We start from the raw sequence: 26985 nt of genomic DNA on the forward strand, positions 1-26985 counted from the left end.
TCTCCTTTACTTTTTCTAAAGTATACTTGAATGAACTTCATATATAAATATTTTGAATTGAGCCGGATTTTGCCCATGAATCTAAATTAATAATCTAATGGGAAAATAATATAAACTGGCCTTACCAACTAAGCATATGGAAGTTGAAAATAACATAATTCTGGCACTTGATGTTTTAAATATGGATGATGCCTTGGGAATAGTTGAAAAAGTTTCAGATTACATAAATACCATTAAAATTGGATATCCTCTTGTTTTAAGTGAAGGACTTGAGTCAGTAACTTTTATTAAAGAGAATTTCAACTGCAGAATAATCGCTGATTTTAAAGTTGCAGACATCCCGGAAACCAATGAAAAAATAGCCAATCTTACATTTGAAGCCGGAGCAGATGCAATAATTGTCCATGGATTTGTAGGAGAAGACAGTGCAAAAGCCTGCATGGATTCAGCTAAAATATACAATAAAGAAATCTTCCTTTTAACTGAAATGTCTCATCCCGGCGCTTCAATGTTTATCCAGAGACATACAGAAGAAATTGCTGAAATGGGCGTTAAATTGGGTATAGATAAATTTGTTGGCCCCTCAACTAAACTGGATCGGCTTGAAAAAATTAGAAGTATTATAGGTGATGAATCATTCCTGATTTCTCCAGGAGTTGGAGCTCAGGGAGGAGATCCCAAAGATACATTAAAATTTGCCGATGCTCTAATAGTTGGAAGGTCAATTTACCTTGCAGATGACCCTGAAAAAGCAGTTAAAGATATAATTACAAGAATTAGGCCTTAAAACCATCTGGATTTTTAAATTTGTTATAAAATTTATCATAAATGGAATCAAATTTAATTCCAGCAAATTCATAAGCTATTTCAAATGTTAAAAATAGTATAAATGTTTGAACAGCCATAAAATGAATTCCATAAATCTTGAAAGGCGGATAATAACTGCTCATAAGTCCCAAAAACGCTAAAACAAGAATTGTGGTTTTAAGCGCAAATCTGTACTCGAAAAATGTTTCCAGTAATCTACTTTTTCTATATATCTTCTTATTATCGTTTCCAATTTCATCAATATAAGCCGCAATAGTACATATTATCACAGTTCCTATTCCAACTGCCGGAAAACCGAAAATAAATACAATTATCAGAAATATCATGGCTGTAACAATATGATTAATACAGTTTATCTTTTTTGCAAGGAAAGTTCCAATAAAAACTCCAAAGAATATATAAGCCGCATCTACGTTAATTGTCACTAAAAAACCGATCAATATCCCGCATAAAATCCCTGCAAGTATTCCAAGCTGCTTATTATTCTTTTTATCGTGCATATCGTCGGATATTTTCATCAAAAATCCTGATAATGGATAAAGAAGTATTTCTAACACATTAACTCTCCTTAGAAAAAATTCAAATTATTTAAAAAATACTATGAAACTATTCAAAATTTTTGTTATCTTTGTTTATTTATAATTTCCCTTGCACCGGCAACCATCATTGGAAAAATAATGGTCACATCACCAACAACAGTTACAAGGTTTGAACCGGCTTTTGCCTTTGCCCATGATTTAGCTTCCTCTAAGGGCGCACCACTCAGACTTCCTGTTTCGCTTCTATCCATAGTAATTTGAATAGCAGCATCAACTCCTCCTTTAAGAAGATTGGATGCCAGAGCATAATGTTTGGGTAATCCACCACCGAGTAGAACTGCTGCAACTTTTTTTGAGCTAAAAACAATATCAGAAAGCTCGTGCATGTCTGCAACAGCGTCAAGGTGGAATTCTTTATCCTGGGTAAACATCCAGAGTTGCAGGCCGAGCATACTATCTATCAATCCTGGCGCATAAACAGGAACGCCTTTCTTGGCAGCAATTTTAAGTATTGAATTTTCATCATTTATGTTATTTCCAATCTCAGTTAAAAATTCTCTTATAGAGATGATCTTCTTTTTCCCCGCAATTTTTCCTATAATTTCATTTATTTTGCTTTCAAATACTTCAAAATCCTCGGATTTTGTATATAAGTCTCCTATTCTTCCCATTCCTTGCTCACATAATTCTTCATCATTGGCATGAATTCCCTTATAATGACTTCCTCCGAATGATTCAACTAAATCATGGGTAATATTAGCTCCACTTGTTATTAAAACATCTATATAACCGTCATTTATTAGATCTGCAATTATTTTCCTGAGTCCTCCAGGTACAAGAGGACCTGCAGCGCTTAAAAAAACAGCAACATCATCATCTTTAATTGAATCAGCAAATAACTTTGTAGATTTGGCTAATTTTCCAGCGCCAAGAACTCCTGATTTTTCCATTTCTTCTATTAGATCCAGAACGCTCATCTTGTCTTTGATACTCATATGTTGAATTTTCAGTCTTTCACAACCTTATATAATCTTTAATTAAGAAATAAAAGATTTTATAATTAAAAATAATGGATTAGAAATAGAAAATATTATTTTATACCTGCAATTTTATCTAAAAGATCTGTCCTTGTAACAATTCCTACAGGGATTTTATTCTCGTCTACAACTATAAGCCGACCGATCTTAAATTTGTTCATGATTTCAATGGCATCAGAAATCATCAAATCTTTTTCCACAGTAATTATGTGCTTTGACATTATTTCCATCACTTTAGAACTATCATTCTTATCAGCAATGGCTTTTGTTATGTCGCTTTGGGTTAAAATTCCCATAACTTCGTGGTCTTCAATTACAGGTGCGCCTTCAATTCCTTTACTTGATAATATTTCAGCAGCTTCTTCTATACCCATATTGGGCCGTAATGTTATAAGATCATGGCTTGCAACGTCAATTACAGTTTTATGGGGGATACTTCTTATGCTTGTGGTGTCAAGCAGCAAAAGATTATCCATATCATCTCTTCCAACAACCATTCCATTCACTACCAGTTTGTTTACTGGTGTTGGGCCGACTCTTATCTTATCTCCAAGATCAAGCTGTTTTATGTTACCCACAACCTTTATTGCTGCTTCGCATTCACCGGGGTGTGGAATACTTGTAAATTCTATCCTTGCCACATTTAAGTCTCTTACCTCTTCTCCATCTTTAAATATGGGCACAAGGGCTTCTTTATCAGTAGAAGTAATATTTAGAGTATGATATGCTTCTATTGTTGGTTTATACCCGCCTCTCGGACCTGGAACGCCTTTAACAAGACCTAAACTTCTTAAAGATTGCATTTGGTTCCTTATTGTCCCGGGATTACGGTTCATTATATCGGCAATTTCCTCTCCTTTAATAGATTTGCCCTTTGAATTTCTATATAAATTTATTAAACTTTGCAGTATTTCCTTCTGCACAGAAGTGAGCATGAAGACCACCCTAAATATTTCTTAATTATTTATAATTATAATTAATTATCTATCATGATTATGGATATATAAATCTTTATATTTTAATGAAAATTATAACAAGATTTTCAAAAATCAGCACAATCTAAAGGTTGATTGTTTAATAATTTATAAAATTTAGGATGTAGGATTATGGTATAATTTTATTATTCTTTAAACTAAATGTGATATCAATAATTATTTACTATAAACTTTAGCATTATTTTCTTTCTCTAGAATCATTTTTGTTGTAATTACACTTTTTGCACGGAAAAGAAGCTCATTATTTCCTTCAGATTTTATTTTTGCTTCAATTTTTTCAAGTAATTTTTGTAATTCGTTGCTATTACAGTTATATGCTTTATCTAATAATTCTTCTGGGTTATCATCTGTTTTATCTGCTCTTTTGAATTTCATAGTTTTACCTTTCGAATTGTAAATGCACTAATTGTGTTTTATTTCTTAAAATAAGCTCGTATATGTCTTAATAATTAGAATTATAATTATAAATCTATCATGGTTATACATATATAATTGTTTTCATTATAGTCAAAAGATTGATAAAACTATTAAAATAAACTAATTAAATAATAAGTATGGTCAGCAGTCATTCTATTAAGGTTTTTTCTTTTATTTACTTGATAATAACTTCTTTTTATTGATTTAGCCTTGTTTTGTTTTCTTGAACTTATTGATTCTAATCTTTTCTAAATCAATAAAAGATTTTTATAAAATTTTAGGGGAGATTTTACAAATTATTATTTATTACTTCTGATTTAATATTAGTAGGGGATTCCCATGGATGATTATATTAAATCTTTAATTTCAACAGATATTGAATTTTTAGACATATTTGAGCATATGGAAGAGAGAATAAGTATTTTTGAACCGGTTTATAATGAAAAAGGCGGAATTGAGGACTTAATTATTAAATATGTTAATAAACCTCTTGAATTTGCTGATCGACCTGTTGAAAAGATTATTGGAAGAAAGATCAGCGACGTACTTGGATATGAAAATATGAAACCATATTTGGAAATAGCAAAGAAAATTGCTCCTAAAAGAGAAAGTATAAAATTTGAACATTATTATCCTCCAAAGGACAAGTATTATTTAACTTCCGCGTTTTTAACTCCAGATGGTTATTATATTGCTCTTAGCATGGATATTACCGAACAAAAAATATCAAGAGAAAAATTAGAAAGCTCAAAACAGATTTTAGGAAATATACTTGAAAATTTTCCGGGAGTTGTATTCTGGAAAGATACTGATTCGGCATATTTAGGATGCAATAAAAACTTTGCCCGGGCTGCAGGGCTTGAGAATCCATTAGAAATTGTGGGAAAAACTGATTATGAACTTCCATGGGCAAAAACAGAGGCTGAAGCTTATCGTGCTGATGATCAATATGTTATGGAAAGTAAAATGCCAAAATTAAATATAGTCGAAACACAGCTTCAATTTGGAGGACGCTTAGCATGGTTTAATACAAGTAAAGTCCCTTTATTTGACTCTAATGGGGAAGTGATTGGAGTTCTCGGTGTTTCAAATGATATCACTGATCTAAAACAAACCGAAGAAGAATTAATACAGGCGCGTGACCATTTAGAAGATCAGGTTAAAAAGCAGACTGTTAAACTTCAAGAGGCTTATGACTCATTAAAAGAAAGTGAATCTCAGTTTAGAACTCTTGCAGAAAATTCCCCTGATCTTATTATCAGGGTTAACAGTGATTTAAAATATTTATATGTTAATTCCACAATCGAAGAGATTTTAGGGAATCCTCCAGAATTCTATATTGGAAAAAATATTGAGGAAATTGGATTACCGTCGAAATATATATCCTATTTTAGGGAAAATTATTTAAAAATTTTTAAAACTGGAGAAGAAATACACGATGAATATGAATTTCCAACAATTAAAGGATTAAGATTCTTTAAAACTTCCGTAGTTCCTGAATATAATACAAAAGGCGAAATTGAAACTGCTTTAACTTTAACCCGCGATATTACTGAAAGAAAAGAAATGGAAGATAATTTAAAAGAACTTGTAAGTGAATTAGAACGTTCTAATGAAGAACTGCAGCAATTTGCATACATTATTAGTCATGACCTTCAGGAGCCCCTTAGAACAGTTACCAGCTTTACTCAACTTCTCGAAATGCGTTATAAAGGTAAATTAGACAGGGATGCCGATGAATTTATGGGTTATATCGTGGATGGTAGTTCCCGTATGAAACAGATGATCCAGGATTTACTTGAATATTCGCGTGTTACTACTAAAGGGGGCAAATTTGCTGAAATAGATGCCGAAGAGGTCCTTAAACTGACTCTTTCTAATTTAAAAGTTGTTATCAACGAGAATAGTGCAAAAATTACTCATGATCCACTTCCCACAGTTATGGCTGATGATAAACAACTCCAAAGAGTTTTCCAAAACCTTATTTTGAATGCTATTAAATTTAAAAAGCATGATGAGCCTCCAGAAATCCATATCTCAGCAGATAAGGATTCTGAAAATAATGGGTATGTATTCAGTGTGCAGGATAATGGTATTGGAATTGAAAAGCAATATTTTGACCGTATTTTTACCATATTTCAAAGATTACATACTAGAGATGAATATGAAGGTACTGGCATTGGTTTGGCAGTAGTTAAAAGAATAATAGAACGTCATGGTGGAAAAATCTGGGTTGAATCAGATCTTGGTAAAGGTTCTACTTTTTATTTTACACTACCTTTCGACATTTCATAGCTTTGAAACTTTATTTAAGCCCATAAATCTCTAAGAGATTTCTGACGCTTCCTATAGAAAATAAAAGTGAAACTATTTTTTTAAATCAGTTTTAATGGATGGTTAATTGTTAAAATAGCACTTTTTTTAGTTCTTCCAGATTTTTTGAAATGAAAGGTGCTGCTTTAGGATCTGCCAGTATTTTCAACTGTTCTTTACGCGTATCTATATAAGCATTGTTTAAAATCTCTTGAAGCTCTGGAACTGGCATTTTAATTACTTTTCTGATTTTTGCAATTTCCTCCGATGAAAGCTGGCTTTTATAATCTTCTATCTGTGATTGGAAGTTTTTTACTACATTTGAATTTGTAGATACTACAGTTTTTAATATAATTGCTGGAACCTTAATCAGTTGATCCAGTGCTTCTAAAACATCATTTTCATTTATTTCTACTTCCTTCTGGCTCATTGTAATACTCTCCAACAAATCAATTTTTAATACAATTCTTTAGTTTTTCAGCTTTAGGGAGATAATTCTCATTATTTCATTCTAAAAGAATTTTGATAATCTTTTTGTTAGTAAATAAATTAAAGGTTTGGAAAAAATTAGTATAAGCATTTGCAAATATCAAAAGCATTTTCTAGAGATTCCATTAACACAGTTTGAAATCAATATATCTAAAATTATTTTAATAAAAATCGACCAAAAAATAAAGTAATATAGTAACGGTGATTTTTATGATAGTTGAAAGTGTAAAATGTGGAAGATGTGAAAAATGGTTTAAAAGGGAAATACTGGAAAATAAGGATATCAAAGAATCAGGAAAAGTTAAAGAATATCTCTGCCCTGAATGCGACGAAGAAATAAAGAAAAAAGAATAATATCTAATTTAAATCTTAAAAAATTAAAAATAACATTTTAATGAATTAAACTGGTTCGAAAGTCACTAAAATGCAAATGAATTCTTAATGAATTCATTTTTCTCAATGCGGGTTTTAAATCAATGTGCATAGATTTTTCGAGCCCTTTAATTTTTTCTTTGGCTTCTCTAACTCTTTGCACAATTTCTATTATCTCTGCAGGTTCAAGATAGTCCCATAGTGATTTATCGTATCTGAGTTTAGCTATGATGTTCCACCAGTTTACTGAATTTTTTTTCATATCTATCTACCTCCATAGATTTTTATGAATATAATAAAAATTATCAAAATCACGATGTAATATATGTAAAATAATTAATTAGTATAATAGATGCAAATCAAGAATATAGTATTCTATTAGATTTAAATCATTAATAAGCTTTTCTATACTATTATAATAAAATATTACTTATTTAATTACATTATTACTCCTTATAAATTATCTTTAGTAATATTATTATTTATTCTTCATCTTTTAGCAATATGCATGGTGTTTCATTATTTAGAAATAATAAGTTCGTAATTTTACTCAATATTAAAACATTACTGCATGTAAATTGTTCTTATCGCAAAAATAACACTTTACATTTAAATCTGATCTAAAATTTAAAGATAAATGTTTATTTTCAATTTTTTTTATTAAAATAAGTATTTAATTGACTTTGGGAGTGGTCCGGTACTCCTTAGAAAAATATAGCTGTAGAGTTATAGCAAGGAGTACCACTATATTATATTATTTTTCAAGGATTTAAATTAAACGGTTTAATGTGAAAATAATCACATTCTATTTATATATTAAGTTATAAATAGTTATTACATAATATTATTTAGTATAAGGCTTATTTTTTGGCTTTAATAATCAATTCACATAGATTATAACTTTTAATGATTGTTTTTATCTGATTAAATGAATTATGGTGATTTAATTCCTTTTAATATGCCTTAAAGCATTTTTGATTCTTAATTGTTTATATTTAATAAAATATTTCCATTTAATTTATTCATTTTTAATAAAACGGTGGCTGATGTTGGTCTATTTGGTGATTATGCTTCATATTATTATGTTTTAATATTAAAATCATATAAAAGGCTTATTTATAACTTTTGAGTTTAAATAACTACTTGATATGAAAATTAAAGTGAAACAAAACCCTGAATCTGTAGAATTAATAGATTTTCTAAATGAGGCTTTATCTAAAAGGGCATTTATAATACTTGTATCTTGCTGCAGAATTAAATATAGAGGAAGAGCTACAAGTAGATTGGGCTTGGGAGATAGGACAATCGTAATAAAGTCTGATGGGTCCTTTTTAATACATCAAGATTATAATTTAGAACCTGTAAACTGGCAGCCTCCAAACTGTAAGTTTCAGGCAGTAATCAATGAAAATAAAGTATATATTACAGGATTTAGGAGAAATCCTCATGAATCATTGGAAGTAGAAATAAAAAAGACATATCTGGCTTCTTATCATGTTGGAAAGGATACTAAAACCCTTGAGTTAGCAGGTTATGAAGAAGATATGAGAGATCTGATTTTTAGAGAACCCAGTTTAATTGAAAAAGGATTTAGGCCTACTTCTAGAGAATATGCAGTTAATAATGGATTTATAGATATTTTAGGTAAAGATAGTAGCGGTAATTTAGTTATAATTGAACTAAAAAGCAGGCGTGCAGGAGTAAATGCTGTAAAGCAGTTAAAAAGGTATTTCGATGATTTTAAAGATCATAAAGAGTTTGTAAGGGGAATTCTGGTAGCCCCATCAATTACTGAAGATGCAATGGTCCTTCTTGAAAAATATCAGATGGAATTTAAAGAATTGGAACCTCCAAGAGAGCTCAATCCGGAAAGAACTTTGACTCTGGACTTTTTTAAAAAATGAAGAATATTGATCACCTGTAAAATGTATGATGGGTAAATCAAGCTACTTCATTGTTTTTGTCATTCATTCTTTTAAAATAAATACAGTGAACAGGTCCTCCAGGTCCTTTCGGATGTTTGCAGGATAAATTTATTTCTTTTTTTTCATCTACTATAATTTTACATTGAAATTTACAATTTATGCATTTTTCAGTGGAGGCAAAGACGTTATATACTTCACCAGTTACTATTCTTGTCTGATTCATTTTATTCCCTTTAGCTATTAAATTGACGTTGAAAATTGATTCTATTCCTAAAAATAATGTTTTTTAAGCGGTTAATTATTTTATAAGTTAATTATAAATTAATGGTAGTTATATTTTTCTAAAATTTAATTATAGAAAGTAATATAATAATCATGCTTCATAATAAGACCATGTATCCTAAACAAGACTATTAGGATGTTATTAGGAGGTGATATCCATGGTTGCAGAAAATAAAAACGATTGGGTTATACAATGTGATAATTGCGGAAAAGAATATGATATACCTGAAAAAATTCCAACAAGTCTTGAGGACATGGAAGGAACTGAACAATTAGTCCTGGAGACTTCACCCATTTGCCCTTATTGTAATACTCTGAACTCAAGACTTGCAAAACATATAATTTAAAATTTTTATTAATTTGTTTTAAATTATTTTAAATTTGAAGTTAATTCAATTAAAATTCTGGATTTATTTTGATTATATAACATGCAAAATAAATTATAATAGACTAAATTCTTTTCAGTTTCATTTTTCTTCTACAAATTCTCCTTGGCATCCCTTAATTTCTGCATTTTTACATTTTAAATTTTGATTAAATAAATTTGAATTTAATGGTTAGTTCATTTGAACATTTAATAAATGAGATATGGTTAATTTATGTTTCAGGGCTGTTGAATTATAAATGTATGAATTAGAATAACCTATATTATAAATTCATTCCCTTTAAGCAGTATTGAACCTATAATTGCGTTTATTTAAATTAATTTTAATTGCTTTTCTGGTTATAATTTGGTTAATTATGATGGATTAATAGGATGAAATAAAATTATAATAGTAATAACATATCTATTATAGGTGATAATAATGATACAATTGAAAGGAGAAATGGAAGAAAATCAACTGCATTTTTTTGATTATGAAACTCCCTGGGAATATAAAGATTTAATTAAAGATGAATTGAAAGATTATGAAGAAATGGCATGGGTAGAGGAGGTGAGCAGTGAACCCGGAGCAATTTCAATAGTTCTTAAACTAGATCCATCTAAACATGAGTTAAGCCCCGAATACAGGAGAGAACAATCTAAAAAATTTCAGGAATACTACGAAAAAATGGTTGAGAGGATCAGTAGTGATATTGTTTAATAGCCAATTATCTGGTGTTTTATTGTGTTAAACTTCAACAGGAGAATTAGAAATAATTTATTTGAGTATACAGATGATGGAAGGCTTTTTAATTATATGGATGAAATAGATACTAAACTAAAGATTATAAAGAGAAATAGGATAGATAAAGAGCAAAGAAGTCGTAATGAGATATAAAATATAGAGATTGATCCTTCTAAATATGAAATAGCTAAAACTTATACTGTGGAGATAATCGAAAACTTCAAAGAATATTATGATAAAATTACAGAAGGCTTAATAATTGGTTTAGTATTGATGATTACTTTTCTGATGCTACTACACTAAAAATTAATTTAACTTTTTAATTATTTTTAATAGTTTTAGAGATGGTCTTCCATCCAGTCCAATGTCCTCCAGTTCCTTCAGCACATTTTTTATGGCGGTATCTGAATTTAACTGGGTTCTTAGATTTTCTATACTTCTGGTTAGTTTAGAATGTTCTAAAAACCTTTTAAAATCTATTTTTTCTTTATTTTTAAATTCATTTAAACGGGATTTTTTGAAATCATCCAATTTTATGTCCTTAAATTCATCTTTTTCCAGTTCCTTGAAGCTTTTAAATCTTACAGATTTGAAGGAATTATCTTTTTTATCATAGGATACATCTTTCATATTATCATTAATATTTTGTAAATTGAGTTTTATTAAAATTTCTAATGCTTGGTAATTATTCATTTTCCATAAATTATAATTTATTAAACATTTTAAAATCTAAAATTAGTATTTAAATAAACTTTAAATTAAAGATTCATACTAAATCATTATGCCTGAAAAAAGTCAAAAATTAAGTACTTTCAACTAAATTATCATCCTCAAAATCTTTATAATAATTTATCCGGGAATAATATTCACTGAAGTCCATTACATATTTATTGATAAAGGTTTCAAGCTCTTTTTTTCTATCAGGAACTTTCCTGCTTGGAAATGTTATAACCATTTCAATTTTAGCTCTTTTGTTATATTCAATGTAGAATTCGCCTTTACAGTCATATCCTAAATAAATTTCGTATTTTTTTATCTCTTCATACATATATTCAATCATTTCTTCTGTTAACTCCTCATCTATAAATTTAAGTTTAATTGAAGAGAATGGGGAGTCTTTGTTATTTAATATTTTATAATCTTTAAATTCCAACATTTTTAAGCCCTTCTAATACTGATAAAACGATATGATCTTTTAAAAAATGACATTAACAATTAAATGTTTAAAGTTGTAGTGAATTCTTTTTTTGTTACTTAATAAATTTGCTTTATTATAAATTACATAATTAATATTACAAATGATTCAATGTATGTAGATTGTTATTAATAATTCAGTAAAGGAAATTTTTAAAAAAGTAATATTGAATTTCTTCTAAACAATATCTTAATTTACTGTAATCATCTTTTGTTCAATAGTTTAATCAGTTTATCTTTGTCTTTAACTATAAAAGAATATTCAAATTTATAATCGTTGATACGAATGTTTTTAAGCGGATTTTCTGATGTTCCTGGTATTACTGGGGATTCTTTTGGACTATTCCTTTGCATAATGTTTTTTTCAAACCAGCTTGCATCCTCTTTATTATCAAAACCAATTTTAAGAATCGTCTTTTGATAAAGGATACAGCACTCATTGAATTTATTTAAAAAAACATTCTTTATTTCACTAAAGATTTTCTCGTCGGTCATATAGTAATATATTATATGATTTAAGTAATAAATGTGTCGTTAAAACTTTTATAATTAATTATGGATAATACAGGATAAAAATTTAATCAATATTTAAAAAAAGGATACAGCTTTAACTATATAAAAAAAGTTTAAATTCTTGATTTAAGACTTTTGGCCTTATATTTTAGCTTTCTTTTATAAGTACTGTAATTATATGGAATTTCATATTTGTTAAATGGATTAACTGCTAACTTGAGTTTATGCAGTGCAGGACTTAATTTAATGCTTATATAATTATCTAATCCTTTTATCTTCTCTTTGGCTTCTGTAATTCTTTGAACAAGTTCTATTATCTCTGCAGGTTCAAGATAGTCCCATGTTGAATTATCATGGTCAATTTTAGTGATAATATTCCACCAGTTAACTGTTTTTTTCAATCTATCCACCTCCAGATGATTATTTATAAATTATTGAAAAATTTTTGACAAAATATAGAAAATTGAATAATTAAATTGAAAATATTATTGTAAAAACTCTACAGATATTAATATTGTATATTCTGGAAGATATAGTTTTCTACTTAAATTGTGTGATAACTAATTAGCTCAATTTAGGTTATTAATCTTTAGATTAGGAACTATATTTCTCTCCAAGCCATTTTTATAATTAATATGGCTCCTATTTTTAAATTAACCTGTTATTTATCTATTTAAATAACAATATTTTTTTTATCTTCAAGAATTCAAGATCTGGTGACTTTTATAATGAAAAACTGTTTTTAATTATATATTAATAATGATTTAGATAATATTATTATTAAAATATTATATTATATCTTTAGTTAAATACTGAAGATTTATTATTAATGAAGGTAATATAATAATAAGAATAGATTAAAAAATATGAAATAATTTTCAAAATAATAATCAAAAAGTATGGTTACTGGCGCTAATTTAATCTGTTCTGGCATAAACAGGAGTGTAAAAAATGAGATATCTGGTTTGTAGAAATTGTATGGGATATTACAGGTTAAAAGATGATGAATATATAGATGATTTTGAAAGCTGCATTTGTGGTGGGGAATTGGATTATATTACAAATCTAAACAGGTATATTGATGAAACATTAAACAAAAATGCCAAATAGATAAATCTAAAAATATAATGATCCACCTTATAAAAAAAAAATCAATAGATGCTAATTTATTCAAAATAATCTTTTATTATGTTTATTCTTCTAAATCAGAATTTGAAACAGGATTTACACTTTTTTCAGCACTAAAACTAACTTTTGGAACAGTTTCTTCTGCAATGTCTATTTCAAAATATCATGCCTGCTCGAATCTGAAGAAAATAGCAATAATATTTCTGGGAAACATCAGATAATTATTATTATAATTCCAGAATATATCGTTATTATAATTGCCTGAAATATACTATTTTTATCTTCAGTTTGTGATAATTGATCCATTAATGCTTCAAAGCTCTCATCAGCCTCTAATTCTGGATAATTTTTGTAACTGCAAAAAGAGATTTCAACGATTCAATTAACTGATTATCAGCTTTTCATTCTTCTTAATAGTTTCTGTATTTGATAATTTTGACCTTGCCTCAGTTATGCCTTTAAATATACTTTTTTATGTTCAGAATAGCCATTAACAGTTTCAACAAGGTTGGGAAACGTATCTGCTCTTCGTTCGAGCTGAACATTTATCTGGGATCATGCGTTTTAACACCGTTCCTTAGTTTAACCAGGCTGTTATAGGTTCTAGCAACAAACTACCTAAAATTCCTATAATTCTAATAGTCGATATAAACCAATTATATTCCACATATTAAATAACCATTTAAAAGCATACTTTATTAATTATTAATTCATTTTTTAGGATATATAATCTTTTTCATGATAAAAAAGTAATTATTAATCTTATAATTGAATATTGTTACAACACTATACGTTTCAATTACAAAAACCCATTTATATCGAGTATTTAAAATAAAAAGTTCAAAAGCATGGTAATTTACTTTGGATGTAAATCATAAGAATAATATTGAACAAGATATAAATAGAAAAATCAGTTTATATTTATATAAAAATCAGTAAGGTGACAGGATGGCTTTTCATATAATGATTATCCCAACTCTTGGATGTCCTTCAGATTGCAGTTACTGCTGGAGTTCTGAAGAAGGATCTCCAGTAATGAGCATTGAAACTATAGAAGAAATTGTAGAATGGCTTAAGGACTTCCGCAGCGAACCAGTCACATTTACATTTCATGGTGGAGAACCTCTTGTAGCAGGATATGATTTTTACAAAAAAGCACTTCCTTTACTTGTTAATGGCTTAAAACATCTTAAACCGGCACTTGCTATTCAAACTAATCTCTGGTATATGACTGATGAACTTGCAGAACTTTTTGCAGAATATAAAATTCCAATTGGTTCAAGTTTAGACGGTCCGGAGGAAATTAATGACTTTCAGAGGGGTAAAGGCTACTTTAAAAAGACCATGAAGGGCTATAAAATTGCAAAGGCCCATGGTTTAAAGGTAAGCTTCATTTCTACTTTTACTTCTTATTCTATTGATTTTATGGAGGATATTTTCAATTTTTTCCTTGAAAATGATTTAAATCTTAAATTACATCCGTCATTACCTTCTCTACGTGATGAAAATCCGGAAAAATGGGCTCTTTCTCCCGAAAGATATGGTGAGTTATTGATCTATCTTCTTGATAAATATCTTGAAAACATGGATAAAATTGAACTTAAAAACATTGATCATCTCTGTAAAAATGTTTTTACACGTAGAGGCACTGTCTGCACCTTTGTTGACTGCATGGGAGATACATTTGCAGTTGGGCCTGATGGGAGCATATATCCTTGTTATCGTTTTGTAGGAATGCCAGAATATGTTATGGGTAGCGTTTATGACCATCCTACAGTAGAAGATTTAGAAAAATCAAAACCAGCAATTCTCCTTCAAGAATTTAAAGACCATGTAGATACAGAATGCGCGAATTGTAGTTATATTAAATTTTGTAGGGGTGGATGTCCTTATAATGCTTTAAAAATTAATGAAAAGACCAATAGGGCAGAAATAAGCGGTGTTGATCCTCACTGTATCGCCTATAAAATAATATTTAAAGAGATAACTGATAGATTAAATAAGGAATTCTCTTCTTCTGCCAGCATGATGTTTCCAGGTCAAAAACCCAGTAAAAATACATCAAAGCCAGGAATAATGTCAATTATGCTTAAACGTATCTAATTTTTAGTTATCTTTGTTTTTTAATCATATAAATTAAATTAATGGTGCATTTTAAAATTATAATATTATATTGTAAAAAAGTAATATTATCTTTTATGAATGGTTTTGTGATCAAAGGCAGAATTGTGGATGCTGCTGGAAATCCCATTGAAGGACTTGTGGTAGTTGTAAAGAACGAAAATAAATACAATATTTATGACTATTTAGGTACTTTAATGGATTCTATAAATAATTTAAGTTTAGATCCAATTAAATTCGGGTATTTGGGTAAAGCATCTACGAATCGAGATGGTTATTATCATATTTCATATAATTTAAGTGAATACAGGCACATTCACAATAAAAAGAGCATTAAATTAATTGTTAAAGATAGTTATGGATTATTTGAGCATAAGGTGGAGTATGGACACATAGAAATAAAAAATAACGAAATCAATGTTGATGACATCATATTGGACAGATCTATGGTTAATGGATCTGCAATAACTCTTGGAAGGAATATAGTAGGCAGATTAACAGATGATAATTATCTTGAGATCTTAATTGATAATGAATCTCTTTTTAAAAGAGTTGTAAAATCTATAAATAATGCAAATCATCACGTTTATTTAACACAATATGAATTTTTCCCTGATTTAGTGGCAACATTTAATAAATGTCCAGATGGAGAATATAAACCCCAAGATGTTTTAGGAGATATTTTTTTAAAAGCAAATGACAGGGGGGTAGATATTCGAATTATTATCAATGAAAACCTAATTATTCCAGACAGTATAGCTGCAATGGATGGATTTTTTGAAAATACAGGTATAAATTACAGAAGATTCATCTCCCCAGGACCTCATATATTGCATGCTAAAATACTATCAGTTGACGGGAAAGAAGCGTATATCATGGGCTCTCCATTTAGCCAGTCATACTGGGACAGTCAGGAACATATAATTAATGATACGAGAAGAAGCCCTAATTATATAAAATCAGTTCATGACGTGTCCATTTATTTAAAGGGAAGTTCTGTAAATCATATTGAAGACTATTTTGCTGAAATCTGGAATTATCTTTCTGATAGGGACTATGAAGGTGAAGATAAAATTTCAAGGACTTCTGAAGGATTGTCTGCGGGTAATCAACAGGTTCAGATTGCCAGAACAGTTACACCAGATATATTATCTAAAGAAGGCGAAAAAGGGATATTGGAGGGGTATGTTAGGGCTATAAAAAATGCTGAAGAGTATATATACCTTGAAAACCAGTTTTTTACCAATAAAGCCATTTGTGATTCATTAAAAAGGGCACTTAACAGTAATCCAGATTTACAGTTAATACTCTGCATCAATGAATTTCCAGATCTACCCCCATACAGAGAATATCAAAAGATAAGGCTTAGAGAAATAGGTTTTAATCCAAATAAAGAACAAAATAATCCTCAAATAGGTGTTTTTACTCTTTGGAGTGCGGATTTTAATGGTAAAATGACTAATTTACAGCAGTGTTATGTTCACAGCAAAGTCGCAATTGTGGATGATAAAAAGGCCACCATAGGCACGGCAAATATTGATGGGCCTTCCTTAAATTATGCTGATGAATTTAAGTTTATGGTGGATCCAAAGTACCAGAGAAGCATGGAAATTAATGCATTTCTTTTTGATGAAGATTCACAGAAAAGTGCTGCTAAAAAAATTAGGAATGATTTGTGGAGTGAACATTTGGGAATTGTAATTTCGGATGATATTCCTGAAGGGGGCTGGCTGGAATTATGGAATAAAGCAGCATATAATAATATAATGCTATTAAAAGGAGAAAATCCACACCTGAATGGTCATATATTGCCTTATGGTGAAGAAATAAATGCAGCAACCCAGATAAAATCTTTTGGAGCAAATATGAATAAAATAAATATCATCGATTTTAATGATATATTGATAGATAAAATTAAAGGTAAACTCTCTGGTAAAAAAGAATTTAAGGCCTAATTTGTTTTGATGAGCTTGAATCTTTAAAACAAAAGTTTTAATGCATAAATTCAAGATTTGAAGCTTTATAAATCAATGGGGGGAATAAAAATTTCAGGGGTTGAATTCAACGTTTCAAATATTAAAAGATGCTTATGCCCCAAGTGCCCTGTTCAGGCTGAAAGTATATGTGTAGAGGGTAAAAAAAGGATAATGGCAGAAATAGCATGGAGTAGCGAAAGTGGTATGTATTTTGAAGCAGATAGAGTGCCTGGAATTTATTGTTCAACTGGAAAAGCTATGTGCAGGGATCTTAATCCACGTGAAAGGTGCAGATGTGGTGAATGTGAAGTTTGGAGAGAACATAATTTGGGGGAAGAATTTCCAGAGTCTTATTATTGTCAGCATGGTGAAAAAAAGTAATTTTTAGATTTTATATTCTTTAAATACATATTTGCACTCGGTACAGCGAAAACTGGATCCTTTAGGAACTTTAGATCCTGTATGTATGTATCCTACTCCAATGATTGATCCTGAAGGCTCATCTCCTCTTATGATGTGTTTACCTTTAGATCTGCAATTTGGGCATTTACAGCTTAATTCAGTCAAAAATCACAGATTTTTGCGCGCCCCAAAATTATAGATTTTGTGGGCTTCGGTTTTCATTTTTCTTTCTCCAGTAGTTAATAAACATATTGTTCGTATATATACGAACTTATTAATTATTTTATAATTAATTTGCATATAAAATGTATTGGTATTTTGATCTATTCTATTTTTGACATAAATACTAAATATTAGTCTTTGAAATCTTATTTAAATAATAAATACAAAGTATAACAAGATAAAAAGTTATAATTAATCTCAAAATTTATATTTTTCCATAATAGTAATTATTTAATAAATTGATACTTTGATTTCTATTACAATACTAGATAAAAGCATAAATAGTGCTTTAATAAATTTTAATTTATTATATTCCAAATTTATCTTGGTTTTAAAACATTTTAAGAAATATTTCGATGTTATTTTTACTTTCAAGCTAATAAAAAGCGTAAATTATTTATTATTATTTACATATATAGTAATAATACAGTTGTAACTTACTAATCTAAATCTTGTTAAAATTATAATTTGCAGCTGCATAAATGGCTTTCAATTCCCCATAATTGGAACATTTAGTTTTAATTAACTATTTAATTTATGGGGGCATTATAGGGGGTGATAAAATTAAAATAGTAGATGAATTAAAGGGAAAAGATGTCATAGATGATTCAGGAGATAAAATTGGAGAAGTAAAAGACGTTGAATGGGATACTCAAACTAATAAAGTAGAATCTATCATTCTTCGCGAAGGCGGAGTTTCAGCCAAGGTAGGTCTTGGTGAAAAAAGGATAGTGCCTATGGATATGGTTAAAACTATCGGGGACAAAGTATTACTTAAAGGTAAACAATTTATGAGAGAATAATTAAGATTAAAAGCTCTCTAATTGATTTATTTACTTTATTTTCTATTTTTTGGGATAATTTTTTTTGAATATTATAAATTTTAATAGATACTAAAGAAAAAAGATAAATATTAACTGGTATTTAAATAATAACACACTTAATTGGAGAGATAACTCATGAAAATAGGCGATTTAAGTAAAAAATGCCCGATATGTGGTTGTGTAGATAAAACAGTTAAAAGAGACCTGGATACAGAACATCATGCTCATGCAAAAACAGGAGCCGTAATTTGCTCTGAATGTGGATATGTTTTTAAATCTCCTAAATCAAAAAAAGAAGAAAAATAGGGATTTAATCCCTATTTTCTCTACTTCTAAGTTATTATAAAAGAACAAAAATTTTATTTATTTTCAACTTCATTTGACTTTAGATTCAATTAAAACTATTTTAAAAGGATATCTGTGAATTGTTTCACAAAAATTTACACTTGAAATGCATGTCTTGAAATTTACATAAAAATAAATTTGAGGGCCATATAATCCTTTCAGGTTTGAAGACCGATTTTTAAAATACAATACGTTCACAAAGATTAATAAATCCTGAGATAAGTTATATTAAATAGAATTATTATATGAATCCTTATTTGCATTTTATAGATTAATTAAGATTATTTTTTAAAGTAAAATATAAAATATTTATTTTTTAATATTAAGATAATAAAGATAGCCAGTGAAATTTTAGGAGGGACAATGAATAAGGAAAATTATTACGGGAACGTAAAAAGAATTCTGTTACTGATACTAATACTAAATATCCTGGTCGCAATAACTAAAGGAGCCTATGGACTGGCTACAAACTCATTAAGCATCATTACAGATGGAATTCATTCATTATTTGATAGTACTTCAAATATCATAGGAATTATTGGAATCACAATAGCGGCTAGACCTCCTAATCTTAAATATCCATATGGCCATGCTAAATTTGAGACATTTGCATCGGTTGGAATTGCAATATTATTATTTTTAACATGCTTTGAAATAATCCGCTCTGCAATAGAGAGATTTTTGAACCCAACAACACCAGAGATCAGTTTGTTAAGTTTTGCAGTTATTGGAATTACTATAATAATAAATATGGGTGTTTCATGGTATGAATATAATAAAGGGAAAGAATTAGGTAGCAATATACTAATTTCAGATTCCATGCATACAAGAAGTGATATATATGCATCCATTGCGGTTATTTTAGGATTTATCGCGATTCAGTCAGGATATATTATAGCAGACCCTATAATTGCTATTTTAATCGCGCTTTTAATAGCAAGAACCGGAATAAAAATAATGATAGATAGTTCAGATGTTTTACTGGATAAAGCATTAATAGACGAAGGAACAATTAAGAATATCGCAAAGAGAGTTAATGGTGTTTGTGAAGTACATAAGATAAGAACAAGGGGCAGTCCATCTTGTATTTACGTTGATTTGCACATAGGAGTTGAATCCTCTCTTTCTATAGATAAAGCCCATGATGTGGCTCATGATGTGGAAGATGAACTCAAAAAAACAATTCCCAATATAGGGGATGTTGTTGTGCATCTGGAATCTATAAATACTAAAAGATATAATTCTAAAATTTAGACATTTACTTTAATTAATAATAAAAAATGACTTTAAACTCTTAAAAGGTGAAATAAGAATGATAGTTAAAGAATGGTGTATGTACTGCGGTGAATGTGCAGGCGTATGTCCGAGAGGATTGATTGAAGTCCGCGAAATAAACCTGGAATTTGATGAAGATAACTGTAAAGATTGCCAGATATGCATAAAATCGTGCCCTGTGAAGGCACTGGAAAAAGAGGAGTAGATTATATGATTGAAACTGATATTCTTGTAATTGGAGCAGGTCCTGCAGGTTCATCCGCTGCAAAACACGCTGCACTAAACGGTGCTAAGGTATTGATGATTGAAAAGAAATCTGAAATAGGGGCACCTAAAAGATGTGCAGAAGGTGTGTCCAAGGACGGATTAATACAATTAGGAATAGAACCCAGCAGTAGATGGATAACTTCAGAAATTGATGGGGTACGCCTCGTATCACCCGGTGGAAAGGATGTATGGCTGACCCAGGACACTGTAAAGCTGCCAGAAATGGGATATGTCGTGGAAAGAAAGGTTTTTGATAAGTTTATGGCAATGGACGCTGCAAGAGCTGGTGCAGATATAATGGTTAAAACCCTTGCCAGAGGTTTAGAAAGAAAAGACGACCACATCATTGTGAAAGCAGAACGCATGGGAGAGGAAATCCAAATCAAGGCAAAAATTGTAATAGGTGCAGATGGGCCAGAGTCCAGAGTTGGAAGGTGGGGAGGTCTTAGAACCACGGTTAAACCCAAAGATATGGAATCCGGCGCTCAATTTGAAATGGTAGGTGTTGAAATGGAAAACCCAAACGCATTGGAATTCTATTTTGGAAGCGTTGCCCCTGGAGGATACGCATGGGTATTCCCCAAAGGAAATGATATTGCTAATGTTGGACTTGCAGTTATATCAACATTAACCGAAAAAAGCGCCTACGAACACCTGGTTGAATTTGCCGAGAACTGCCCTACAACTAAAAATGCTACAGCAGTTGAGTTAAACATAGGTGGAGATCCAGTAGGTGGAATCCTTAAAAAAATATCAACTGATAATCTTTTGGTGGTTGGGGATGCTGCAGGAATGGTAAATCCCTTAACTGGAGGCGGAATAATAAGTGGTATGCAGGGAGGACTTATTGCAGGTGAAATTGCTGCAGCAGCCATTAAAGATGGAGATACATCCGAAAAAAGACTTTCAGAATACGATGAACGCTGCCAGAACGAGCTTGGATCTTCATTCAATAAATATATGAAGGCAAGGGACTATCTTGAAAGCCTTTCTGATGATGAACTGGATTCAATTGCAGAAGCATTTAATAAAACTGAATTCGAAAGGATAAGCACCACAGAACTTCTAAAAGTTCTTACAAAAGTTTCTCCTAAGGCCCTTTTAAAATTAGGTAAATTATTCTAATTTTATTTACTTTTTTTATATTTGTATTCACTCTATTTTTTAATATTATTTAGATTTGATTTTAAAAAATAATTATCAGAATGCATAGGAAGAAAAATATCATGGCTACCTGATGATATGCCACATCTGCAAGGGATGTCATTCTATCTTTTTCTGTAAAGAGAGATAAATAAAGGGGGATTGCGGCTAAACCTGCGGGAAGAACGGCAACTAAAAATTGAATAAGGTTCATCTGGCCGTTAATAAGTATATAAACTAAAAGAAGACCTGCAACGCCTGCTAAAATACTTGCAGGGACTGTTTTGGATTTATACATCAAATACGTACACATACCTCCAATATACATGAAAAGGTATACGCTTAAAGGTACCAGAAATATGTTGCCCAGTAATACACAGCATGAAGCAATTCTAAGCACAGTATTTGTGGCTGTACTTGCAAAAGGAGCAATTAAAGTATCTTTAAGCCTTATAGGGGGTAAGGTGTATAAAAGCTGATTTAAAAGCATTAATCCTAAAATTATAGTAAAAGCCGGCTTTAAAGTGTATAATGAAACAATAAAAACTGAGACAATCAGAAATCCGGCAAAAAGTACTATCCATTTACCATCTACATTATTTTTTATAAATGCTCTGTTTCTTTTAGCATGGTCTTTTCTGTCAATCTCTAAATCTGTAAGGTCATTCAGGCTGTATAATGCACCCCAGAGTACCGAAACTAATATTAGGCCCTCTAATATTTCGAAGGGATTATTAATAACAGTTCCTGCAAAATAAGCATAGGTTAGCGCAAGAAGATAAGCATTAACATTTTTTGATGCCCAGGTGATTCTTGTGGATTTAATAAGGGTTTTTATCATTTATTTTTCCTCATTATCGACGTCGTACTTTATTCATTGTTCCAGTAGTCCTAACTCATTTTCCAGGGCGTTACATATAAATCTTGGCTTAAGCCCGTATTTTTGTATATATTTTTTAATTATCACTTCGTCAGCATTTTCAATGTGCATTTTAACTATATTTATGGTTTCCATCTGTGAATAGGATATTTCAACTCCCTGAAAGAATATTTTCAGGATAATTTTAATGAATGTTGAAAATGGACCAAAGTCAGAGAATATATCATATTTTTCTCCTCTTATATAAACTCTCCAGGCAGTCTGAAAGATGATATTTATCTTTTTAAACTCTTTTCTATGTTTTAAATATTCACGTATGCAAAGTAGATAAAAATAAAATGTTTTAAAACCTTTTTTATCTGTCCATTTACTGAATCCCACTGGTTTTTCTCCGAAAAAATGTGAATCATGAAAATTATCTGCAATAAGAACTGCATCATATTTTGAAAGTTTCTCATAGATTTCTTCTTTACTTTTAACATTTAGATCTTCAGCAACAGTTTCAAAAAGAGCGTCGAATACCTGTCTGGAGCTTGCATTAACATCTTTTAAGTCAAAGTTAATATCATAAACATCTAAATCTGCATTTTCTAATGCATAGTAAATATTAGCTGATTTACCAGTTCCTGGGGCTCCAATTACATGGATGATCTTCCCTTTCCTGGTTTTTAAACCTTTAAATGTTTTATATAGTTCTCTGTAAGAACGGGTAATAAGGAAATGCGTATTATCCTCAATAGAACTTACCTTGTATTTTTTCATAATTTAATATATTAATTTTTAAAGTATAAAATTAGTGATTCAATTATTTATGATTAATAAAGCTTTATTTCCATCTATTTATCAAAATTTTTAATTTATCATATTTTAAAATAATCTGGATTGAATTTTTGGATGTTAAAGCTGATTTGTATGATTTTTATCAAGTTTAAGTTTATTTATTCTCTCTATTAAATTATACATTTTAACACACTAAATATGATTATTTTAGAATATTTTATTACTTTTTAAAATCATAATTATCTTTAAAAATGTGAGGCTTTAAAATGGCAAAATATAGGTGTGTGGTTTGTAATTACATTTTTGATGAAGAAACAGAGGGCATTAAATTTGAAGATTTATCTGATGACTGGAAATGTCCTATATGTAATGTATCTAAAGACTTGTTTGTTCCCTTAAAAGAAAAAGGAGAGAAAATTGAAAAAAAGGTAGAAGTGACAGTATCTGATGTACTGGTGGATCAGATGGTGGAATGGGGTGTAAAATATGTTTTTGGAATGCCTGGATCATCTGTTTTAGGAATCATAGAATCTATAAGAAAAAATGACAAAATAAAATACATACAGGTAAGGCATGAAGAATCAGCAGCAATCATGGCCTCGGCTCACGGTAAACTTACAGGACATGTTGCAGCATGTCTAACCATTGCAGGTCCGGGTGCAACTAATTTAGCAACAGGATTATATGATGCATCTCTGGATCATTCTCCTGTTTTAGCCCTGACTGGAATGGTTAAAAGACAGATAATTGGGCCGGGATCATTTCAAGAAATTGATCAGTATTCTTTTTTTAAACCAGTATCTGTATTTGATAAAACTTTGATGTCGGTAGAGCAAACAGTTCCACTTACAACATTAGCAATTAAACATGCTTTGATTGATGGAGGAGTTTCCCATCTTGGCATTCCATTAGATCTTCAAAGTAGAGCATATGACGGTGCAGAAATAATGCCCTTTGAGGGAAGTTTTCCCAATAAATCAATATCACAACCGGAAATTATGATAAAAAAAGCTGCTAATGTCATCAATAAAGCTGAAAGGCCAGTAATAATTATAGGATTTGGCGCTAAAGGCCAGGGAGATAATATAATTGAACTGGCGGAAAAGATTTCAGCACCAATTGTGACAACATTCCGGGGAAAGGGAGTAATAGACGAATATCATGAACTTTATGTAGGCAGTCACGGAGGAATTGGATCAACCGCTGCAACAAAACTGGTTCAAAATTCAGATCTTTTAATTGTAATTGGATGCTCATTCTCAAATCAAGCCCGGATTCCTGAGAAGAAGAGAATGGTGCAGATAGATATAAATCCAATGATGATAGCCAAAAGATTCCCGGTGGATGTTGGTCTATTTGGAAATTCTACAGTAATTGTTCCCCAGCTTAAAGATTTAATTAAAGAAAACAGAAAAGAATCATATCTGGATGAAATAAGAAGATTAAAACAGGAATGGATCGACATACTGGAAAAAGAAGCAGATTCAAGCATAACTCCATTAAGACCCCAGTATATTGTGAAACTTTTAAATGAAAAGGTGTCCGATGATGCAATAATAACACTGGATGTGGGGGATAATGGCTGGTTTTTTGGAAGAAATTTCTGGATGAAAAATACGCAGGAAATGATATTTTCTGGCTATTTAGGTACAATGGCATTTTCACTTCCAGCGGCACTCACAGCACAATTAATTTACCCTGAAAGGCAGGTAATATGCACTGCTGGAGATGGGGGGTTTGCAATGATCATGGGCGATTTCATGACCGCAGTAAAATATGAGCTGCCAATAAAGGTTTTTATATTCAATAACGGTGAACTGGGAATGATAAGGATGGAACAGTTAATGGAGGATTATCCCAATTACGAAACCAAGTTACATGAATTTGATTTTGCAAAATATGGTCAAAATTGCGGAGGTGAAGGAATAAGAGTAGATACTTCAGATGAACTACCTGGTGCTGTGGACAGGGCATTAAAAGCAAAAGGGCCAATTATTGTGGATATAAATACAGATCATCGAAGATTTATACAGTAAAACATTTAGAAATACTAAATCAAAGGATTACTCTCCTAAATATACTATTATTTATACTACTTTGTAATGAAATTAGATCATGGCAGATAAAAGAGAAAAAATTAAAGACTCTCCAGAAAATAGAAAGAAATGCGCATGTCCCTACTGCCCGAGTTACCCACATAATTGCAGTGGAGATATTCTCTACTGTGCAACGGGTAAAAGCAACTGCGATATCCATCCAGAAGGATGCATCTGTAACACATGCCCTATTTATTATGAATATGGATTAAATGGATTCTATTTCTGCGATAAAGATCAATTAGGCAGATATAAAATCTCTATGCGTAAAAAAAAGTCTGAAGAAGACGATTCATCCTATAAAAATATAGTAAACATAAAGGAAATAGCTGCAACAGGTAGAAGCATCGTATCTTCAATGGGTTCTCTTAAAAAGCTGCCATTCTCCTTAAATGATCTTCATTTTATTCCGGCCCAGGTTGATAAGATTCCTTTAAATATGGATGAAGAAGTAAAAGCTGAAATAATACTGGGAATAAAAGCTAAAAGGCCGTTAAAGTTATCTTCACCAATTATGATCTCTGGAATGAGCTTTGGAGCAGTTTCTAAAAACGTAAAGCTTATTATTGCCAGGGCGGCTGCTGATCTTAATATCGCCTTTAATTCTGGTGAAGGGGGTATACTTCCAGAAGAAGTTGAAATAGCTAGAAAACAGATGATTATTCAGTATTCCACAGGAAGATTTGGTATTACTGAAGAAATACTTAAATCAGCCCCTGCAGTGGAGATACGGTTTGGTCAGGGAGCATACCCTGGTAAAGGAAGTTATTTACCTGCAGATAAAATAACCGCCGAAATTGCCCGGATGAGAGGCTTAAAAGAGGGTGAATCTGCATATTCTCCATCCAATCACTTTGATATGAAAGATCCACAGGAAATCAAAGAGAAGGTAGATGAACTTCAAAAAATTACAGGAGGAGCGCCTGTAGGTGCTAAAATTGGCTGTGGCAATGTAGAAAATGATATTAATATTTTAGTTGATTCAAAAGTAGATTTTATAGCCCTTGATGGTTTTGGAGGAGGTACAGGGGCAACAGATCTTTATGTGAAGGAGAATGTGGGCATCCCCATCACTGCAGCACTACCCAGGGCTTTTAAGTTATTAAATGAATTGGAAGTTAAAGACAGAATTTCTCTAATTGCAAGTGGAAAACTCCTTGATTCTGCAGATTTTGCTAAATGTCTTGCATTAGGTGCAGATGCAGTTTACATAGGAACTGCAGCCCTTATAGCTATTGGATGTGAACAATACAGAATTTGTTACACTGGAAAATGCCCTACTGGAATTGCAACACAGAATCCACACCTGATGGAGCAGTTAGATATTGGTGCAGGAGCCAAAAGACTTAAAAATTTTGTTAAAGTTTCAACACAGGAAATAACTAATTTAACCCGTATTGTTGGGAAAAATGATGTTAATATGTTAAATAAGGACGATTTAGTTTCATTGGATAAGGATTTATCAAAGATTATAGGGGTTAAATGGGTTAACGGCGAATATATTAATTGAAGG

General features: G+C 30.5%; 31 protein-coding genes. 17 read left to right on the forward strand and 14 right to left on the reverse strand.

The window, feature by feature from the left end; genetic code table 11:
- The first annotated feature begins 136 nt into the window (after positions 1 to 136).
- Positions 137 to 787: an orotidine-5'-phosphate decarboxylase gene (gene pyrF / locus QMD61_08830; GenBank protein ID MDI6724732.1), complete on the forward strand. Its 651-nt coding sequence runs from the start codon at positions 137 to 139 to the stop codon at positions 785 to 787.
- On the opposite strand, the gene QMD61_08835 is transcribed toward pyrF, so the two are convergent.
- From QMD61_08835 to QMD61_08850, 4 genes are all read right to left on the reverse strand, one after another.
- A complete protein-coding gene (locus tag QMD61_08835) occupies positions 777 to 1385 on the reverse strand; it encodes a hypothetical protein (protein ID MDI6724733.1) in 609 nt (202 codons plus the stop codon). The genes pyrF and QMD61_08835 overlap by 11 nt on opposite strands.
- Positions 1386 to 1450: 65 nt before the next feature.
- Positions 1451 to 2362, reverse strand: coding sequence for a deoxyhypusine synthase (locus tag QMD61_08840; protein ID MDI6724734.1), 912 nt, complete (start codon positions 2360 to 2362; stop codon positions 1451 to 1453).
- 95 nt (positions 2363 to 2457) lie between these two features.
- The gene (locus QMD61_08845; protein ID MDI6724735.1) at positions 2458 to 3339 is read right to left on the reverse strand and encodes a CBS domain-containing protein; all 882 of its coding nucleotides are present in this window, start codon (positions 3337 to 3339) and stop codon (positions 2458 to 2460) included.
- Between the two features lie 216 nt (positions 3340 to 3555).
- Complete coding sequence (locus tag QMD61_08850; GenBank protein ID MDI6724736.1) at positions 3556 to 3774, reverse strand: hypothetical protein; 219 nt, start codon at positions 3772 to 3774, stop codon at positions 3556 to 3558.
- A 381-nt stretch (positions 3775 to 4155) separates the two neighbouring features.
- Between QMD61_08850 and QMD61_08855 the strand changes: the two genes are divergently transcribed.
- Positions 4156 to 6111 carry a PAS domain-containing protein gene (locus QMD61_08855; protein ID MDI6724737.1) on the forward strand — a complete coding sequence of 652 codons (1956 nt, stop codon included), beginning with the start codon at positions 4156 to 4158 and terminating at the stop codon, positions 6109 to 6111.
- 109 nt (positions 6112 to 6220) lie between these two features.
- Here the strand turns inward: QMD61_08855 and QMD61_08860 are convergent, their stop codons facing one another.
- Positions 6221 to 6559 carry a hypothetical protein gene (locus QMD61_08860; protein ID MDI6724738.1) on the reverse strand — a complete coding sequence of 113 codons (339 nt, stop codon included), beginning with the start codon at positions 6557 to 6559 and terminating at the stop codon, positions 6221 to 6223.
- 269 nt (positions 6560 to 6828) lie between these two features.
- Between QMD61_08860 and QMD61_08865 the strand changes: the two genes are divergently transcribed.
- Positions 6829 to 6972: a hypothetical protein gene (locus tag QMD61_08865; GenBank protein MDI6724739.1), complete on the forward strand. Its 144-nt coding sequence runs from the start codon at positions 6829 to 6831 to the stop codon at positions 6970 to 6972.
- Between the two features lie 37 nt (positions 6973 to 7009).
- Here QMD61_08865 and QMD61_08870 read toward each other — a convergent pair whose 3' ends face one another.
- Positions 7010 to 7252, reverse strand: a complete 243-nt coding sequence (locus QMD61_08870; protein MDI6724740.1) for a hypothetical protein — start codon at positions 7250 to 7252, stop codon at positions 7010 to 7012.
- An 886-nt stretch (positions 7253 to 8138) separates the two neighbouring features.
- On the opposite strand from QMD61_08870, the gene nucS reads away from it, so the two are divergent.
- On the forward strand, positions 8139 to 8894 hold the full coding sequence (nucS, locus tag QMD61_08875; GenBank protein ID MDI6724741.1) for an endonuclease NucS: 756 nt from the start codon (positions 8139 to 8141) through the stop codon (positions 8892 to 8894).
- A gap of 37 nt (positions 8895 to 8931) precedes the next feature.
- On the opposite strand, the gene QMD61_08880 is transcribed toward nucS, so the two are convergent.
- Positions 8932 to 9138, reverse strand: coding sequence for a hypothetical protein (locus QMD61_08880; protein MDI6724742.1), 207 nt, complete (start codon positions 9136 to 9138; stop codon positions 8932 to 8934).
- Between the two features lie 217 nt (positions 9139 to 9355).
- On the opposite strand from QMD61_08880, the gene QMD61_08885 reads away from it, so the two are divergent.
- Positions 9356 to 9544, forward strand: coding sequence for a hypothetical protein (locus QMD61_08885; GenBank protein ID MDI6724743.1), 189 nt, complete (start codon positions 9356 to 9358; stop codon positions 9542 to 9544).
- Between the two features lie 459 nt (positions 9545 to 10003).
- Positions 10004 to 10282, forward strand: a complete 279-nt coding sequence (locus tag QMD61_08890; protein ID MDI6724744.1) for a hypothetical protein — start codon at positions 10004 to 10006, stop codon at positions 10280 to 10282.
- A gap of 330 nt (positions 10283 to 10612) precedes the next feature.
- On the opposite strand, the gene QMD61_08895 is transcribed toward QMD61_08890, so the two are convergent.
- The 4 genes from QMD61_08895 to QMD61_08910 form a co-directional block, all read right to left on the reverse strand.
- Entirely contained in the window at positions 10613 to 10936 is a 324-nt protein-coding gene (locus QMD61_08895; protein MDI6724745.1) for a hypothetical protein, read from the reverse strand.
- A 172-nt stretch (positions 10937 to 11108) separates the two neighbouring features.
- Positions 11109 to 11462: a hypothetical protein gene (locus QMD61_08900; protein MDI6724746.1), complete on the reverse strand. Its 354-nt coding sequence runs from the start codon at positions 11460 to 11462 to the stop codon at positions 11109 to 11111.
- Between the two features lie 242 nt (positions 11463 to 11704).
- Entirely contained in the window at positions 11705 to 11995 is a 291-nt protein-coding gene (locus QMD61_08905) for a hypothetical protein (protein MDI6724747.1), read from the reverse strand.
- 131 nt (positions 11996 to 12126) lie between these two features.
- On the reverse strand, positions 12127 to 12414 hold the full coding sequence (locus QMD61_08910) for a hypothetical protein (GenBank protein MDI6724748.1): 288 nt from the start codon (positions 12412 to 12414) through the stop codon (positions 12127 to 12129).
- Between the two features lie 550 nt (positions 12415 to 12964).
- Between QMD61_08910 and QMD61_08915 the strand changes: the two genes are divergently transcribed.
- From QMD61_08915 to QMD61_08930, 4 genes are all read left to right on the forward strand, one after another.
- On the forward strand, positions 12965 to 13123 hold the full coding sequence (locus QMD61_08915; protein MDI6724749.1) for a hypothetical protein: 159 nt from the start codon (positions 12965 to 12967) through the stop codon (positions 13121 to 13123).
- Between the two features lie 966 nt (positions 13124 to 14089).
- Positions 14090 to 15244: a TIGR04083 family peptide-modifying radical SAM enzyme gene (locus QMD61_08920; protein MDI6724750.1), complete on the forward strand. Its 1155-nt coding sequence runs from the start codon at positions 14090 to 14092 to the stop codon at positions 15242 to 15244.
- 107 nt (positions 15245 to 15351) lie between these two features.
- The gene (locus tag QMD61_08925) at positions 15352 to 17217 is read left to right on the forward strand and encodes a phosphatidylserine/phosphatidylglycerophosphate/cardiolipin synthase family protein (GenBank protein ID MDI6724751.1); all 1866 of its coding nucleotides are present in this window, start codon (positions 15352 to 15354) and stop codon (positions 17215 to 17217) included.
- A 75-nt stretch (positions 17218 to 17292) separates the two neighbouring features.
- Positions 17293 to 17619, forward strand: coding sequence for a DUF2769 domain-containing protein (locus tag QMD61_08930; protein ID MDI6724752.1), 327 nt, complete (start codon positions 17293 to 17295; stop codon positions 17617 to 17619).
- A 3-nt stretch (positions 17620 to 17622) separates the two neighbouring features.
- Here QMD61_08930 and QMD61_08935 read toward each other — a convergent pair whose 3' ends face one another.
- A complete protein-coding gene (locus QMD61_08935; GenBank protein ID MDI6724753.1) occupies positions 17623 to 17805 on the reverse strand; it encodes a hypothetical protein in 183 nt (60 codons plus the stop codon).
- Between the two features lie 560 nt (positions 17806 to 18365).
- Here QMD61_08935 and QMD61_08940 point away from each other — a divergent pair.
- The 5 genes from QMD61_08940 to QMD61_08960 all read left to right on the forward strand — a co-directional run bounded on the left by QMD61_08940 (position 18366) and on the right by QMD61_08960 (position 21698).
- A complete protein-coding gene (locus tag QMD61_08940; protein MDI6724754.1) occupies positions 18366 to 18665 on the forward strand; it encodes a PRC-barrel domain-containing protein in 300 nt (99 codons plus the stop codon).
- Between the two features lie 156 nt (positions 18666 to 18821).
- Positions 18822 to 18992 carry a TIGR04165 family Cys-rich peptide gene (locus QMD61_08945; GenBank protein MDI6724755.1) on the forward strand — a complete coding sequence of 57 codons (171 nt, stop codon included), beginning with the start codon at positions 18822 to 18824 and terminating at the stop codon, positions 18990 to 18992.
- 402 nt (positions 18993 to 19394) lie between these two features.
- The gene (locus tag QMD61_08950) at positions 19395 to 20285 is read left to right on the forward strand and encodes a cation diffusion facilitator family transporter (GenBank protein ID MDI6724756.1); all 891 of its coding nucleotides are present in this window, start codon (positions 19395 to 19397) and stop codon (positions 20283 to 20285) included.
- Between the two features lie 58 nt (positions 20286 to 20343).
- On the forward strand, positions 20344 to 20511 hold the full coding sequence (locus QMD61_08955) for a 4Fe-4S binding protein (GenBank protein MDI6724757.1): 168 nt from the start codon (positions 20344 to 20346) through the stop codon (positions 20509 to 20511).
- Between the two features lie 5 nt (positions 20512 to 20516).
- Entirely contained in the window at positions 20517 to 21698 is a 1182-nt protein-coding gene (locus tag QMD61_08960) for an NAD(P)/FAD-dependent oxidoreductase (protein ID MDI6724758.1), read from the forward strand.
- Between the two features lie 61 nt (positions 21699 to 21759).
- On the opposite strand, the gene QMD61_08965 is transcribed toward QMD61_08960, so the two are convergent.
- Complete coding sequence (locus QMD61_08965; GenBank protein MDI6724759.1) at positions 21760 to 22557, reverse strand: UbiA family prenyltransferase; 798 nt, start codon at positions 22555 to 22557, stop codon at positions 21760 to 21762.
- Positions 22558 to 22590: 33 nt separating this feature from the next.
- Complete coding sequence (locus QMD61_08970; GenBank protein MDI6724760.1) at positions 22591 to 23358, reverse strand: hypothetical protein; 768 nt, start codon at positions 23356 to 23358, stop codon at positions 22591 to 22593.
- Positions 23359 to 23642: 284 nt separating this feature from the next.
- On the opposite strand from QMD61_08970, the gene QMD61_08975 reads away from it, so the two are divergent.
- Both QMD61_08975 and QMD61_08980 read left to right on the forward strand, forming a co-directional pair.
- The gene (locus tag QMD61_08975) at positions 23643 to 25412 is read left to right on the forward strand and encodes a thiamine pyrophosphate-binding protein (protein MDI6724761.1); all 1770 of its coding nucleotides are present in this window, start codon (positions 23643 to 23645) and stop codon (positions 25410 to 25412) included.
- Between the two features lie 79 nt (positions 25413 to 25491).
- On the forward strand, positions 25492 to 26982 hold the full coding sequence (locus QMD61_08980; GenBank protein MDI6724762.1) for a glutamate synthase-related protein: 1491 nt from the start codon (positions 25492 to 25494) through the stop codon (positions 26980 to 26982).
- The last annotated feature ends 3 nt before the right edge of the window (positions 26983 to 26985 follow it).

It is taken from the genome of Methanobacterium sp., assembly GCA_030017655.1.
In the GTDB taxonomy this organism is placed as follows: Archaea; Methanobacteriota; Methanobacteria; order Methanobacteriales; family Methanobacteriaceae; genus Methanobacterium_D.

What these genes read in the sequence shown, in the direction of transcription:
- pyrF (MDI6724732.1), top strand. Translation starts at nt 137, where the DNA reads ATGGAAGTTGAAAATAACATAATTCTGGCACTTGATGTTTTAAATATG.
- QMD61_08840 (MDI6724734.1), bottom strand. Translation starts at nt 2,362, where the DNA reads ATGAGTATCAAAGACAAGATGAGCGTTCTGGATCTAATAGAAGAAATG.
- QMD61_08845 (MDI6724735.1), bottom strand. Translation starts at nt 3,339, where the DNA reads ATGCTCACTTCTGTGCAGAAGGAAATACTGCAAAGTTTAATAAATTTA.
- QMD61_08850 (MDI6724736.1), bottom strand. Translation starts at nt 3,774, where the DNA reads ATGAAATTCAAAAGAGCAGATAAAACAGATGATAACCCAGAAGAATTA.
- QMD61_08855 (MDI6724737.1), top strand. Translation starts at nt 4,156, where the DNA reads ATGGATGATTATATTAAATCTTTAATTTCAACAGATATTGAATTTTTA.
- QMD61_08860 (MDI6724738.1), bottom strand. Translation starts at nt 6,559, where the DNA reads ATGAGCCAGAAGGAAGTAGAAATAAATGAAAATGATGTTTTAGAAGCA.
- QMD61_08865 (MDI6724739.1), top strand. Translation starts at nt 6,829, where the DNA reads ATGATAGTTGAAAGTGTAAAATGTGGAAGATGTGAAAAATGGTTTAAA.
- QMD61_08870 (MDI6724740.1), bottom strand. Translation starts at nt 7,252, where the DNA reads ATGAAAAAAAATTCAGTAAACTGGTGGAACATCATAGCTAAACTCAGA.
- nucS (MDI6724741.1), top strand. Translation starts at nt 8,139, where the DNA reads ATGAAAATTAAAGTGAAACAAAACCCTGAATCTGTAGAATTAATAGAT.
- QMD61_08880 (MDI6724742.1), bottom strand. Translation starts at nt 9,138, where the DNA reads ATGAATCAGACAAGAATAGTAACTGGTGAAGTATATAACGTCTTTGCC.
- QMD61_08885 (MDI6724743.1), top strand. Translation starts at nt 9,356, where the DNA reads ATGGTTGCAGAAAATAAAAACGATTGGGTTATACAATGTGATAATTGC.
- QMD61_08890 (MDI6724744.1), top strand. Translation starts at nt 10,004, where the DNA reads ATGATACAATTGAAAGGAGAAATGGAAGAAAATCAACTGCATTTTTTT.
- QMD61_08895 (MDI6724745.1), bottom strand. Translation starts at nt 10,936, where the DNA reads ATGAAAGATGTATCCTATGATAAAAAAGATAATTCCTTCAAATCTGTA.
- QMD61_08900 (MDI6724746.1), bottom strand. Translation starts at nt 11,462, where the DNA reads ATGTTGGAATTTAAAGATTATAAAATATTAAATAACAAAGACTCCCCA.
- QMD61_08905 (MDI6724747.1), bottom strand. Translation starts at nt 11,995, where the DNA reads ATGACCGACGAGAAAATCTTTAGTGAAATAAAGAATGTTTTTTTAAAT.
- QMD61_08915 (MDI6724749.1), top strand. Translation starts at nt 12,965, where the DNA reads ATGAGATATCTGGTTTGTAGAAATTGTATGGGATATTACAGGTTAAAA.
- QMD61_08920 (MDI6724750.1), top strand. Translation starts at nt 14,090, where the DNA reads ATGGCTTTTCATATAATGATTATCCCAACTCTTGGATGTCCTTCAGAT.
- QMD61_08930 (MDI6724752.1), top strand. Translation starts at nt 17,293, where the DNA reads ATGGGGGGAATAAAAATTTCAGGGGTTGAATTCAACGTTTCAAATATT.
- QMD61_08945 (MDI6724755.1), top strand. Translation starts at nt 18,822, where the DNA reads ATGAAAATAGGCGATTTAAGTAAAAAATGCCCGATATGTGGTTGTGTA.
- QMD61_08950 (MDI6724756.1), top strand. Translation starts at nt 19,395, where the DNA reads ATGAATAAGGAAAATTATTACGGGAACGTAAAAAGAATTCTGTTACTG.
- QMD61_08955 (MDI6724757.1), top strand. Translation starts at nt 20,344, where the DNA reads ATGATAGTTAAAGAATGGTGTATGTACTGCGGTGAATGTGCAGGCGTA.
- QMD61_08960 (MDI6724758.1), top strand. Translation starts at nt 20,517, where the DNA reads ATGATTGAAACTGATATTCTTGTAATTGGAGCAGGTCCTGCAGGTTCA.
- QMD61_08965 (MDI6724759.1), bottom strand. Translation starts at nt 22,557, where the DNA reads ATGATAAAAACCCTTATTAAATCCACAAGAATCACCTGGGCATCAAAA.
- QMD61_08970 (MDI6724760.1), bottom strand. Translation starts at nt 23,358, where the DNA reads ATGAAAAAATACAAGGTAAGTTCTATTGAGGATAATACGCATTTCCTT.
- QMD61_08975 (MDI6724761.1), top strand. Translation starts at nt 23,643, where the DNA reads ATGGCAAAATATAGGTGTGTGGTTTGTAATTACATTTTTGATGAAGAA.
- QMD61_08980 (MDI6724762.1), top strand. Translation starts at nt 25,492, where the DNA reads ATGGCAGATAAAAGAGAAAAAATTAAAGACTCTCCAGAAAATAGAAAG.